Origin of the sequence: Psychroflexus curvus, from assembly GCF_020164585.1 — a bacterium.
Classification (GTDB): domain Bacteria; phylum Bacteroidota; class Bacteroidia; order Flavobacteriales; family Flavobacteriaceae; genus Psychroflexus; species Psychroflexus curvus.
In genome coordinates, this window is the sequence record NZ_JAIQZF010000001.1 from 116,685 (window position 1) to 129,973 (window position 13,289).

At 35.4% G+C, this 13,289-nt stretch carries 10 protein-coding genes; 8 read left to right on the top strand and 2 right to left on the bottom strand.

The annotated features are described in order from the left end of the window. Position 1 precedes the first annotated feature (1 nt). A complete protein-coding gene (gene ubiE, locus LB450_RS00500; RefSeq protein ID WP_224485856.1) occupies positions 2-733 on the bottom strand; it encodes a bifunctional demethylmenaquinone methyltransferase/2-methoxy-6-polyprenyl-1,4-benzoquinol methylase UbiE in 732 nt (243 codons plus the stop codon). A gap of 101 nt (positions 734-834) precedes the next feature. On the opposite strand from ubiE, the gene trkA reads away from it, so the two are divergent. After that, positions 835-2,184 (top strand): Trk system potassium transporter TrkA, encoded by a 1,350-nt coding sequence (gene trkA / locus LB450_RS00505; protein ID WP_224485857.1) that lies wholly within the window; start codon positions 835-837, stop codon positions 2,182-2,184. A gap of 35 nt (positions 2,185-2,219) precedes the next feature. Then, the gene (locus LB450_RS00510) at positions 2,220-3,680 is read left to right on the top strand and encodes a TrkH family potassium uptake protein (RefSeq protein WP_224486218.1); all 1,461 of its coding nucleotides are present in this window, start codon (positions 2,220-2,222) and stop codon (positions 3,678-3,680) included. A gap of 165 nt (positions 3,681-3,845) precedes the next feature. Here the strand turns inward: LB450_RS00510 and LB450_RS00515 are convergent, their stop codons facing one another. Beyond that, the gene (locus LB450_RS00515; RefSeq protein WP_224485859.1) at positions 3,846-5,306 is read right to left on the bottom strand and encodes a TonB-dependent receptor; all 1,461 of its coding nucleotides are present in this window, start codon (positions 5,304-5,306) and stop codon (positions 3,846-3,848) included. Positions 5,307-5,414: 108 nt separating this feature from the next. Here LB450_RS00515 and LB450_RS00520 point away from each other — a divergent pair, with 108 nt between their 5' ends. The 6 genes from LB450_RS00520 (at position 5,415) to LB450_RS00545 (ending at position 13,271) form a co-directional block, all read left to right on the top strand. Further along, complete coding sequence (locus tag LB450_RS00520) at positions 5,415-6,176, top strand: MBL fold metallo-hydrolase (RefSeq protein ID WP_224485860.1); 762 nt, start codon at positions 5,415-5,417, stop codon at positions 6,174-6,176. Continuing rightward, a complete protein-coding gene (locus tag LB450_RS00525; protein ID WP_224485862.1) occupies positions 6,176-6,325 on the top strand; it encodes a hypothetical protein in 150 nt (49 codons plus the stop codon). The genes LB450_RS00520 and LB450_RS00525 overlap by 1 nt, the downstream gene beginning before the upstream one ends. A gap of 63 nt (positions 6,326-6,388) precedes the next feature. After that, positions 6,389-7,501, top strand: coding sequence for a PQQ-dependent sugar dehydrogenase (locus LB450_RS00530; protein ID WP_224485864.1), 1,113 nt, complete (start codon positions 6,389-6,391; stop codon positions 7,499-7,501). A 2-nt stretch (positions 7,502-7,503) separates the two neighbouring features. Then, positions 7,504-7,947 (top strand): c-type cytochrome, encoded by a 444-nt coding sequence (locus tag LB450_RS00535; RefSeq protein WP_224485865.1) that lies wholly within the window; start codon positions 7,504-7,506, stop codon positions 7,945-7,947. Positions 7,948-8,026: 79 nt separating this feature from the next. After that, the gene (locus LB450_RS00540; protein WP_224485867.1) at positions 8,027-9,031 is read left to right on the top strand and encodes an alcohol dehydrogenase; all 1,005 of its coding nucleotides are present in this window, start codon (positions 8,027-8,029) and stop codon (positions 9,029-9,031) included. Positions 9,032-10,208: 1,177 nt separating this feature from the next. Beyond that, on the top strand, positions 10,209-13,271 hold the full coding sequence (locus LB450_RS00545; RefSeq protein WP_224485868.1) for a SusC/RagA family TonB-linked outer membrane protein: 3,063 nt from the start codon (positions 10,209-10,211) through the stop codon (positions 13,269-13,271). The last annotated feature ends 18 nt before the right edge of the window (positions 13,272-13,289 follow it).

Genomic DNA, 13,289 nt, shown 5'->3' on the forward strand with positions numbered 1-13,289 from the left:
ATTATGTTTTAGATGCAGAATATATTGAGGAAACACCAAAAGTTTGTGGGTGATTTTCTACATCTGTAAACCCGATTTTTCTTAAAATATTGTTGAACTGTTCGCCGTATGGAAAAACAGAAGCACTTTCACTTAAATATTGATAGGCGCTTTTATCTTTTGAAAAAAGCTTGCCAATAGTTGGGAGTACATAATTGGAATAAGCCTTATAACCCTGTTTGAAAGGGAATTTGGTAGGAACAGAGGTCTCCAGAATTACGAAAATTCCTCCCGGGGAGAGTACGCGATAAATCTCTGAAAGTCCTTTTTCTAGATTCTCAAAATTTCGAACGCCAAAAGCTACAGTAATTGCATCAAAAGTATGGTCTTCGTAGGGCAGGTTTTCTGAGTCTGCTTGAACCATCTCTATGCGCTGGTCTAAATTTTTTGCATGAATTTTATTTTTTCCCACCTGAAGCATTCCAGCAGAAATATCTAAGCCTATAATTTTTTCAGCATCAGAATCTGCCAGAGCTATAGCGAGATCTCCGGTTCCTGTAGCAACATCTAATATATATTTGGGCTGAGTTTTTTTCACCATGTCGATGAGTTTTCTTCTCCACTTTTGATCGATTCCAAAAGAAATAACCCGGTTAAGCCCATCATAATTTGATGAAATATTATCAAACATTTGTTCGACTTGCTTTTTCTTTTCTAACTCAGAATCTTTGTATGGCTTTACATTTTTGCTCATGTAATTTTTTTTTGCAAAGATACATCTTATTAAGAACTGACTTTATTAATATAAAACCTCTTAATAGTCTTTTTTTAAAATTTTACTTTAATTTTGTCCTTATGAAAATAATCATTGCAGGTTCAGGAGAAGTTGGTTTTCACTTAGCCAAACTTTTCTCCTACGAATCTCACGCTATTACCTTACTAGATCTGGATGAAGAAAGGCTTGAATACGCCAATAAACACTTGGATATTAAAATATTATTAGGGGATGCCACTTTACCAAGCACATTAAAAGAAGCGAATGTAGCAAATGCAGACATGCTTATTGCTGTAACCTCCAGTCAGTCTATCAATATTTCTGTGTGTGTATTCGCCAAGCAGATGGGAGCAGGCAGGACTGTTGCTAGGGTTTCTGATCAGGAACTGTTAGATACAGAAGATGAAATAGATATGAAGTCGCTGGGTATTGATGAGATGATATCACCTGAAGCACTAGCTGCCAATGAAGTGAAAATGCTTTTGAATCAATCTGCATTTACAGATACATTTAAGTTTGACGAGGGGGCTTTAACCATGATTGGGCTCACGTTAAGATCTAAAGCACCGTTTGTGGGTAACACCGTTCAGGAGGCGGCAGATATTTTTCCGGGTTTGCATTTTGTTCCCATTGCTCTTCAGCGTTATGGTACTCAATTGACGATTATACCAAGAGGGGATACTAAATTTATAAGAGGAGATAGAGTCTATTTTATCACAGATTCTGAAGGTGTTGAAGAATTGTATAAATTGACAGGTGCAGTAAAACGTGCCATCAAAAAAGTGATGATTCTTGGAGGTAGTAATATAGGCAGGACCCTAGCAAAAGATCTTAGTAAACAAAATTATTCAGTTAAACTAATTGAGAAAAACCATAAAAAAGCAGTTGATTTAGCCAATATTCTGCCCAACGCCCTGGTTATAAATGCTGACGGTAGAGATGTTGAAATTCTAAAAGAAGAGAACATCAGTAAAATGGATGCTTTTGTGTCTGTTACCGAGGATTCTGAAACGAACATCATCAGTTGTCTGGTAGCCAATTCAAAAGGTGTGCGTAAAACTATAGCTTTGGTTGAAAATATGGATTATTTTCATTTGAGTCATACCATCGGGATTCATTCTTTAGTCAATAAAAAATTATTGGCAGCCAATAGTATCTTTAGGTATTTAAGAAAAGGAGAAGTAGTTGCGATGACAAAGCTCAATAATATGAATGCAGAATTGCTTGAGTTTGTTGTAAAAGCAGGTTCGAAAGCTACCAACAGTAGAATTGTAGATATTGATTTTCCCAGAACGGCAGTAGTTGGTGGCGTTATAAGAGACGGAAAAGGTATTATCGCTCTTGGAGATTTTAAAATTAGAGAAGGGGATAGGATTGTTGTTTGTACGCTCCCAAAATCAATAAAGAGTGTAGAAAATTTGTTTTGCTAGTGTCAAATTTAAATTTAAAAATAATAGCTCATGTCATGGGTATCCTTCTTCTCTTCAATGGAGGATTTATGCTCATTCCTTCCATGTACAGCTGGGTCATTGGAGAATCAGTCGCCCTGGATATAGCTGTTTCTGCTTTAATTTCAATATCTGTGGGACTTTCTGCTATGTTCTTGACAAGAAATCACGACAAAGATATTACCCAAAAAGAAGGCTATCTTATCGTGAGTCTGGGTTGGTTATTTATGGTATTAAGCGGTATGCTTCCTTATGTAATTTCTGGTGAAATCATCGGTGTAGAAAACAGTTTTTTTGAAACCATGTCGGGTTTCACTACTACTGGCGCTACAATTTTAAATGATATAGAGTCTTTGCCTGAAGGTATTTTGCTTTGGAGAAGTTTTACACATTGGATAGGTGGTATGGGAATTATTGTTCTAGCAGTTGCTATTTTGCCCTTTTTAGGAATAGGAGGTATGCAGTTATTTTCTGCAGAATCTCCAGGACCTAGTGCCGATAAAGTCAAGCCAAAAATAGCAGATACAGCAAAACGTTTGTGGTTAATATATTTGGGTTATACAGTTTCTGAAGCTATTTTACTAAAAGTTGCAGGAATGAACTGGTTTGATTCAATTAATCATTCTTTAAGTACAATAGCTTCTGGCGGATTTTCAACTAAAAATGCTAGTCTAGCTTATTGGAATGATTCACCAGTTATACAATACATAATCATTTTATTTATGTTCCTGGCCGGAACTAATTTTGTAGTAAGCTATTTTGCTTTTAAAGGAAAAATAAATAATGTTTTGAACAATGAAGAATTTAAGTGGTACTTCTTCTTCATTGCAATATTTACATTTATTACGTCGCTTTCTGTCTACTTTTTATCAGACCCAGGCATAGCAAGTATAGACTACCCGATGGTTCTGGGTGAGGTAGAAAGTGCTTTCAGACATGGGTTATTTCAGGTTTTATCCATAATTACGACTACAGGATTTGTGACAGCAGATTATACCTTGTGGACACCATTGATTACTATGTTATTTTTTGGTCTCTTTTTCCTTGGGGGTTCAGCAGGGTCCACTTCTGGTGGGGTTAAAGTGGTCAGGCATTTAATCATGATAAAAAACGGGTTTCAGGAATTCAGAAGAATATTACATCCCAATGCTATTTTGCCAGTTCGGTATAAAGGTGCATCTGTAGATCAAAAAATCGTTTACAACATCCTGGGCTTTTTTATTTTGTATTCCTTATCATTTATTTTAGGAGCTGTAGTATTTGCAGGAACAGGCTTAGATTTTGAATCTGCGATTGGAGCTTCAGCTGGTTCTTTAGGGAATGTAGGGCCTTCATTTGGGGATTTCGGGCCTGTTGAAAATTATGCTTCGCTAACCGTTTTTGGTAAATTTTGGAGTTCCTTCCTTATGCTGATTGGCAGGCTAGAACTCTTCACCGTCCTTATACTTTTCACACCTTATTTCTGGAAAAACACATAAAAAGAAGCTGTCTCAAAACATTTGAATTGTCAAATTGAACTTGTTGCAAAGTCTAAATGTAATTTGATTGTCAATTATTTAAGATGCTGAAGCATTCCGAGACCTCAGGACAGACTGACAATAAGATAGGTTTTGAGACAGTTTCATTAAATTACTATGGAACCTTTAATATCCTATTTCTTCAGATTCTCTTTTGTATTCTCTTTGGAAAAGATTTTGTTCTTCTATCATTCTGGCTGTTTTCTCTGGTAGTGCTTCTTGCCAGCCATCTTCACCATTGGAAATTTTCTGTAAAATCTCTCTGGAGAAATAACCTAATATGTCTTCGTTATAGTCTTCAATGTCGACTACTCGGCCGTTATATTTAAAGAATTTATATAATTCCTTCATTCTAGGATGAACTTTCAAGTTATCGCTAGTCGTCACTTTTCCTGTTTTAGGATCTTTATAAGGATAGAGGTAAACTCTCAAATCTTTAAAGAATAATTTACCAAAGGCTTCAAGAATGCCACCGCTGAGATGTCTGTAGTATTTTTCGTCAAATACATCAATAAGGTTATTTACCCCCATGGCAAGGCCCATTCTTTCCTTGGTATAGTTTGAAAAATATTCAACAAGTTTATAATATTCCTGAAAATTTGAAATCATGACTGTATGACCCAAAGCGCAAAGCAGTTTGGCTCTGTCCATAAAATCCTCTTCATTGATTTCCCCTTCAGATCTCAAATTGGATAGTGTGATTTCAAACACAGGTTGAATATTTTCTTTTTTAACCTTTTTCTCTTTTTCAAACAATTCTAAAGCAGTATCGTAGATATCCATATTTACTTTAGTTACTGGTCTAAAACTTCCTCTCAAAGCAAGAATGTTTTTCTTGTAAAGCGCTTTTGCAGGTAGGATGTTATTGCCATCTGGAGCAAACATAACTGCTTCTGTCATGCCGTTTTTAACCAATTGTAAACTCATCAATCGGTTATCAACGTCTTTAAATATAGGACCGGAAAAATTGATAGTATCAATTTCAATCTGATCTTTATGCAGGTGATCGTAGAGTTCGTTGAGTATTTGTTTAGGATTGTTATGAGCATAGTAAGCAGCATAAATCAGGTTGGTACCTAATATTCCTAATGTATTTTGCTGTAGCCTTGCGTCATTCTCTTTAAAGCGAATATGTAGGGAGATTTTATTATACTCAGATTTTGGCTTTAGCTGGTATTTTATTCCTACCCAGCCATGGCCTTTGTAACGCTTCGCAAAATCAATTGTTGCTACAGTATTTGCGTAAGTAAAGAACAACTTATTAGGATGCTTGTTTCTTGAAATTCTCTCTTCTATGAGTTTTGTCTCATGATTCAGCATTTTTTGAAGTCTGCTTTCAGTGACATAACGCCTGTCCTCTTCAATGCCATAAATGGCATCACTGAAGTCTTTATCGTAAGCACTCATGGTTTTAGCGATGGTTCCAGAGGATCCGCCAGCTCTAAAGAAATTTCTTACTGTTTCCTGCCCGGCACCTATTTCTGCAAAGGTGCCATATATATTTTCGTTGAGGTTGATTCTTAGGGATTTGTCTTTGATGGAAGGTGCGCTTTCAAAATCTTTGTCACCCATTATTGTTATCGACATAAGCTATATTTTTGTGAAATCTTAAACAGTGATTAAACTCTAAACAAATGTAACTAATAGTCATAGCTTAAAGAAAAAAAACAATAGTTTTGTATCAAAAATAACGTTTTGAAGGTAACATTTTTAGGAACAGGAACATCACAAGGGGTGCCAATCATAGGGAGCGACCATCCTGTTTGTTTAAGTAAAGACCCAAAAGATAAAAGACTGCGGGTATCGGTCCTGTTAGAATGGGAAGATTACACGTATGTCATCGATTGTGGTCCTGACTTTAGACAGCAAATGCTAGCTAATCATGTGAAAAAAATTGATGGTATCTTATATACTCATGAGCACAACGACCATGTGGTAGGTTTGGACGATATTCGTCCCTTTTATTTTAGACAGGGAAATATTTCAACATATAGCCATAAAAGAGTCCTGGAGAGTTTAAAACACAGGTTTCAATATGTGTTTGAAACTAAAAACAAATATCCCGGTGCACCGACTTTAGATACAAATATCATTGATGACTCACCATTCATAATAGGAAATAAAGAAGTTGTTCCCGTCAACGTTTACCATCCAGAGTTACAGGTTTATGGATTTAGATTTGGTGATTTCGCCTATGTGACCGACGCGAAAGTGATTCCTGATAAAGAGCTCGATAAACTTAAAGGGGTGAAAACTCTGGTGCTTAATGCTCTTAGAAAAGAAGAGCACAGATCGCATCTCAACCTTGACCAGGCCATTGATGTCGTTAACTATTTAAAGCCTGAGAAAGCATATTTCACCCACATAAGCCATCATATGGGATTTCATGAAGACGTCCAAGAAGAACTTCCTAAAGGAATATATTTAGCTTATGATAACCTCCAAATAGAAGTTTAATGGCCAAAAATTTATACCTATACCTATTCGTTCTAAGTGCTTTATTAGCAGTCTTTCTTTACTTCAATAGTAAAAAAATCATAGATGATCAGGAACAAACCATCAGAGAACTTCAAGATAAAATCGAATTATTAGAGTCCAAAAAATAAAATTTTCATAATATAGGCTTCGTTATAAACCAATTTTAGAAATTAGTAGAAAATTATAACGAAATGAATACTAAAGCAATTACCTTAAGCCTATTTTGTATTGGTTTCCTGGCCTGTGCACAGGAAGATACAACTATCCAAACTTTAGAAAACGATTACGAGCACGAAGTCGTCATTGATGACATCGATATAGCCTGGGGAATGGATTTCTTTAAGGACGGAAGCTTTCTAGCAACCTCCAAAGAAGGTCAAGTGTTTTATCATAAAAATGGCACCACTACCAAAGTAGCAGATATTCCTAATGTGTATAACAGAGGTCAGGGAGGTTTGCTGGATGTGAAAATTCATCCAGATTATCCTAAAAAACCTTGGGTTTATATGACGCACGCCTCAACAGAAGGTGAAGAAGAAGGTGGCCATACGGCTTTAGTGAGAGCGAAATTTATAAATGGACAAATGACCGATTTGGAAACACTTTACAAAGCTTCTCCCAATACAACCAAAGGCGTTCATTTTGGTAGTCGATTAGAATTTGATAGAGATGGTTATCTATACATGTCTATTGGAGAAAGAGGTGCTAGAGAAGTTAATCCTCAAGATATAACCCGGGATGGTGGTAAGATTTATAGATTTCATGATGATGGGTCTATACCAGAAGACAATCCATTTTATATGCTTGAAAATTCAAAAAAAGCCATGTATTCTTACGGTCATAGAAATCCACAGGGAATGGAAATACATCCGAAAACTGGTGAAATTTGGGTCCACGAACACGGCCCTAGAGGTGGCGATGAAATCAATATTATAAAAAAAGGAGCCAATTACGGATGGCCTATTATAAGTTATGGTATTAATTACGACGGAACAGAATTTACAGATGAAACTTCTATGGCGGGAATGGAACAGCCCTTTTACTATTGGGTGCCTTCCATCGCTCCAAGCGGAATGACGTTTGTTACTTCAGATAAATATCCAGAGTTAAAAGGAAACATTTTAGCCGGATCTTTGAAATTTCAATATCTAGAGCATTTAGCCATAGACGAAAATGGTGTTCAAAAGAGAGAAAAATTATTGGATAAAATCGGGAGAATAAGAAGTGTTGAACAAAGTCCTGATGGATTTATTTACGTGGGTGTAGAAGGAGTTGGTGTAGTGAAAATGCTTCCAAAATCTTAACTATGAAACTTTTTTTTATTCCAGTTATTTTTTTCCTGAGTTTTATCCTGGAAAACAAACAAAACGAGACCTCTTTTGTATATGAACCAATTTCACAGGATAAAGAACTTCAGCAAAGCATAAAAGATGGGAAGGCAATTTATTCTGATTTTTGTATGCGTTGCCATTTACCCCAGGGTGAAGGAGTTGAAGGAATTTACCCGCCATTGGAAGGATCCGACTGGCTTTCAGATAAGAGAACTGAAAGTATAAAAGCCGTAAAATATGGCTTAAATGGAGAAATTGAAGTCAATGGAATAACTTACAATAACAACATGACTTCGATGGGGTTAACAGACAGAGAAGTGGCCGATGTGATGAATTATATCCTGAATAGTTTTGGAAACGAAGACATCGACAACAAACAGGTTACTTTAAAAGAAGTAGCTGGTCTTTCTGAAGAATAATTGTTCCGGCTTAAGACGTCTCAGACATTCCGTTTAAACATTTAAGAACATTTAATACTAATTATAATATCAAACAAACATGAAAGCAGCACAAATTAAAGAAGCAGAAGGAGAGTTTCATATTGTAGATTTAGATATACCCACTCCAAAAGCCAGTGAAGTTTTAATCAAAGTACAGGCTTGTGGTATTTGTCATTCAGATGCATTTGTTAAAGATGGTACTTTTCCAGGTTTGGAATATCCAAGGGTTCCCGGACATGAAGTTATAGGTACTGTTGAGGCTCTTGGAGAAAATGTAAACATGTGGAGTAAAGATCAGCGAGTAGGTGTTGGCTGGCATGGTGGACATTGTTTTGAATGTGAGCCTTGTCGAAGAGGTGATTTTATTGCTTGTGAGAATGCCAAAGTAAGTGGTATATCTTACGATGGTGGTTACGCAGAATATATGTGTGCCCCTCAGGAAGCTTTGGTAGCTGTCCCTGATGACTTAAAATCTGAAGAGGCTGCACCGCTTTTATGTGCAGGTATTACTGTGTTTAATGCGATGAGAAACTCTGGTATTACAGCAGGTGACCTGGTTGCTGTTCAGGGTATTGGCGGGCTTGGACATTTAGCGATCCAATATGCTCACAAAATGGGTATGAAAACGGTTGCCATTTCCACAAGTGACGATAAAAAAGACTTAGCAATAAAACTTGGCGCACATCATTTCATCAATGCGAAATCTGAAGATGCCGCAAAGAAACTTCAAGAATTGGGCGGAGCCAAATTGATATTGGGAACTGCGCCAAGTGGCAAAGCGATGACATCGGTCGTGGGTGGCCTGGGTATAGACGGTAAATTGTTGATGGTAGGAGCAACACCAGAACCTGTGGAAGTAAACCCTATGGAAATGCTGATGGGAAGAAAATCTGTGGCTGGCTGGCCAAGTGGAACTCCAACAGATTCTGAAGACACCTTAAATTTTAGTGCTTTATTTGATACCAGGCCTATGATTGAAGAATACAGCCTGGATGATGTAAAAGAAGCCTACGACAGAATGATCACTAATAAATCAAGGTTTAGAGTGGTTTTAAAACCATAATAATAAATATACAGACCGTATAATTTCAACTCCCCATTAGAAAATAATGGGGAGTTTTCTATTTGAACAAATTAACCCCTTACTGATTTAACCTAACTCTAACCAAGAAAATGCGAGCTTTGATTTAAATCTTTTCTCTTAAAGTAAACATAGGCGTTTACCTTGCTCTTTTATAGGTTTGTTGAATTTAATACGAACTTTCCTAAAAGGTGATATTCATCAAGTGTATCTGAAATTTTAAGGCAGATAAAAAACCTTCGAAATAATTTGATATCTCTTTCTGGGTTCAGCCTGTGTGTTCGATGAATACACAGGTAGGTTTTCTAAACACCTACTTAACTTAATACCAGTCAAATCTCAATCGCTAAAACCTTAAATTATAGAATCAACATAAGACATTATGAGATTCATGATATGGAAAGGAGTATATCCTTTATATATGCATGTGGTCAAATTGTCATCAAAAAATTTAAGCTAAAACGATATAGTTTTCGGAGAAATCATTTGTAAATATTATGCAAATAAATCTTGGATTGATGCTATTTCCTTAAGATAAATGAAGAAATAATGAGGTTTTTGAAGTGTTTTCTATTGGAAACGGGCTTGATGTTAACCCAGTTAATCCAAACCTTCATGCAAGTAAAGGTAGAAAGGAGCTTGATTTTAATAGTTATTTCAATCGTTTAGTAACCATAAAAATCAGAATCGACCTGGTGCTTTAAATGTTAAATAATGAAATCATAGATTACAAAAAAATAACTTATAATATGTATAATATTGAAAATCAATTATTTACAAAATAAAAACTTGGTTTCACATGAATTTAAATTATATATTTACAAGTCTTAAAATAAAAAACAGAAGAAGAAACTTATATTCTTATTTTTTTAAAAAATTTTTTAACAAAAAAGGTGAAATTGAATTTTTAGTTGTGTAAAATCTAAAAAAAAAAAAAAATAGATGTTTTAAGAAATTATCATAATGAAATAAATATATTTGGATTTAATTAAGTTTTATAATTACGATATCGTTTTAGATTTTGGGTTTAATAATAATTTATACTAACAGGTTTTGATACATTATTATTTAGAAGGTTCGTAAACATCGCTCAATGAAATTTTAAACCCAAAGCTAATTTTAATCTTATTAACAATAAACAACCTTAAATTTTAACACTATGAAAAAAATGTTATTTAACTATCCCGTTTTAATACTCGCTATGATGTTGAGTTTTACGGGTTTTTCTCAAGTCACTGTTTCCGGTGTGGTGTCTGATGATCTTGGCCCTGTACCTGGAGTCAATATCATAGAAAAAGGCACATCAAATGGAACTGTTACAGGTTTTAACGGTGACTATACTATCCAAGTCCCTGAGGGCGCTACATTAATTTTTAAATATGTTGGGTTCCAAACCAAAGAGGTAGTTGTTGACGGACAAACAACCATCAATGTAACTTTAGAAGAAGATACAGCTAAGCTTGAAGAAGTTGTTGTTATTGGGTATGGTACCACTACCGTAAAGGATGCCACAGGCTCGGTATCGTCTGTAACTTCTGATGAATTTAACAGCGGTGTTATTTCATCACCAGAACAATTAATACAAGGTAAAACTGCTGGTGTACAGATTTCATTGTCCAGTGGTGAACCTGGAGCTGGTGCTGCTATAAGAATTAGAGGGTCAAATTCTATTAGATCCAATAACAATCCCTTGTTTGTAGTTGATGGTATACCGCTATCAGATGAATCTACAACCCCTTCTGCTGGAGGTATTGTAGACGGCGGTGATTCTGCAAGGAATCCGTTAAGCTTTATTAATCCTAATGACATTGAAAGCATATCTGTTTTGAAAGATGCATCTGCAACTGCTATATACGGTTCCAGAGGAGCTAATGGTGTAGTGATTGTGACTACAAAAACCGGTAAATCAGGTAAAGGAGGAGTTTTTGGATTTTCATCTGATGTAAGTATTTCGAGTCCAGCAAGTGAATATGACTTGTTTAATGCTAATGAATATAAGACTAATTTTAATGAAGTAACTGGAAATCCAGTTCCAGGTTTTGATGATACTGGAGCTGATACAGATTGGCAAGATGTTATTACTAGAACTTCGGTCTCCACTAATAACAACTTAACTTATTCTAGAGCCTATAGCAGTGGGAATTTGAGAGCGAGTTTTTCTCACGCCAATCAAGAAGGTGTTTTAGAACAATCAGGGCAAGAGCGTATTGTAGGAAGAATTAACCTAACACAACGCTTTTTTGATGATAAACTTACAGTTAGAGTTCAGTCTTCCCTTTCAAGAGTAAATGACGAAGTACCACTTATAAGTAGTGAAGCTGGTGCTAGTGGTAATATTATAGGTGCTGCATATTCAGCTCCTCCTACCTGGCCAAATGATTCTGAATTTTTTGTAGACGGGAATAGATTAAACCCTGCAAATATGTTAGCAAATTATAATGCTACTACAAATACAGATAGAGCGCTTCTTAATGGTTCTTTTGAGTATAAAATTACTAGTAATTTATCCGCTAAGGTAAACTTAGGTTATGATAAATCTGATTCAGAAGCTAATTCTGTTGTAACAGCTGACTATCAGAATAACGGTAGACTTACTGGAAATGGCCAAGCATCATTCAATACATTAGAGGCTACCAGTAAGCTTTTAGAAAGTACACTTAATTATAAAAAGCAATTTGATAATTCCAGTATTGATTTGATTGTTGGTTATTCTTTTCAGGATTTTAGACGTCAAGGTTTAAATTCCCAGGGATGGCAATTAGGCAATAATTCAAACTTAAGTGAGAGTGTAAGAAATCTTCAGTCTTCGATTACTGGGTCCTACCAGCAATTTGGGTATGATCCAGATGGAAGTTTTGTCAATAGATTATTTCCACTTAATGATACAGATGAACTTCCATCTTATTCAGAGCCTTTTGGTTCGTTATGGGTAGATACTTTCGATAATACAGATGAATTACAGTCGTTTTTTGGAAGAGCTAATTATTCGTTGAATAATAAATATTTATTTACGGCAACTGTAAGAGCAGATGGATCATCTCGTTTTGGTAGTGATAACAGATATGGTATTTTCCCTTCTGCTGCTTTTGCATGGAAAATTTCTGAAGAAGATTTTATCGGAGAAAATATTTCAACTTTAAAATTAAGAACCAGTGCTGGTATTACAGGAAATCAGGCAGGATTGGGTTATGCTAATTATTTGAAAAGATCACGTTTTAGAGGACCAGGCATTCAGGATTCAGGAAATATCAATAGACCAGGTTTAGCGACTGTAGCAGTTCAGAATGAAGAATTAAAATGGGAATCAACACTAGATTTTAATATAGGTTTAGATTTCGGTTATGATTTTGATAGGCTAAGAGGTTCTTTAGATTTATACAAAAAAGAAACCAGTGATCTTTTGTTTAGACAAGCAGCTGCTGCTCCGGCATTTGATCCTTTTGTGTTTAAAAATTTAGATGATGGTAAAGTAATTAATAAAGGGGTTGAATTAAGTTTAGGATATGACTTTATTTATACTGAAAAATCTAAGTTTTCTATAGACTTCAATATCGCATACAACGATAACACTGTAGAAGGCTTGAATGGTACTGTTGCTGATTTTGGTGCCGTAAACGGTCCAGGCTTAACAAATGCATTTGTACAGCGATTAGGAGAAGGACGTTCTTTATTCTCTTATTACATGGCAGAATATTCAGAAGACGCTAATGGAGTTCCTAATTTTTCATTAGATGATAAAGGGTTCGTCGATAAAGATGCTTTACCAGACATAACTACAGGTCTTTCATTAAATTATTCTTTTGGTAATTTTGATGCTTCTGCGTTCTTTGCTGGTCAATTTGGTTTTTATGTATATAATAACACCGCAAATGCATTTTTAAATAGAACGGCATTTGAAACTTCTAGAAATGTTACACCTGAGGGCTTAGAGAATGTTTCTTCGGGAGTATCAACACTCTATTTAGAAAAAGGAGATTTTGTAAGGCTGCAAAATTTATCTCTTGGTTATAATGTCCCTATGAGTGAAGATAGTATTTTAAAATCTTTAAGATTTTCTTTGAATGGCCAGAATGTATTTTTGATAACAGGGTATAGTGGTTTAGACCCGGAAGTATCCTCTAGTACAGGGAGTTTAGGAAGCGGTATTCCAAGTGCAGGAATAGATTATACTTCGTTCCCAAGACCTAGAACTGTGACTTTTGGTTTAAATGCAAAATTTTAAAAACAGAAAAATTATGAA

Bases quoted from the DNA above. Each gene is read 5' to 3' on its own strand.
- ubiE (WP_224485856.1), bottom strand. From the start codon at position 733: ATGAGCAAAAATGTAAAGCCATACAAAGATTCTGAGTTAGAAAAGAAA.
- trkA (WP_224485857.1), top strand. From the start codon at position 835: ATGAAAATAATCATTGCAGGTTCAGGAGAAGTTGGTTTTCACTTAGCC.
- LB450_RS00510 (WP_224486218.1), top strand. From the start codon at position 2,220: ATGGGTATCCTTCTTCTCTTCAATGGAGGATTTATGCTCATTCCTTCC.
- LB450_RS00515 (WP_224485859.1), bottom strand. From the start codon at position 5,306: ATGTCGATAACAATAATGGGTGACAAAGATTTTGAAAGCGCACCTTCC.
- LB450_RS00525 (WP_224485862.1), top strand. From the start codon at position 6,176: ATGGCCAAAAATTTATACCTATACCTATTCGTTCTAAGTGCTTTATTA.
- LB450_RS00530 (WP_224485864.1), top strand. From the start codon at position 6,389: ATGAATACTAAAGCAATTACCTTAAGCCTATTTTGTATTGGTTTCCTG.
- LB450_RS00535 (WP_224485865.1), top strand. From the start codon at position 7,504: ATGAAACTTTTTTTTATTCCAGTTATTTTTTTCCTGAGTTTTATCCTG.
- LB450_RS00540 (WP_224485867.1), top strand. From the start codon at position 8,027: ATGAAAGCAGCACAAATTAAAGAAGCAGAAGGAGAGTTTCATATTGTA.
- LB450_RS00545 (WP_224485868.1), top strand. From the start codon at position 10,209: ATGAAAAAAATGTTATTTAACTATCCCGTTTTAATACTCGCTATGATG.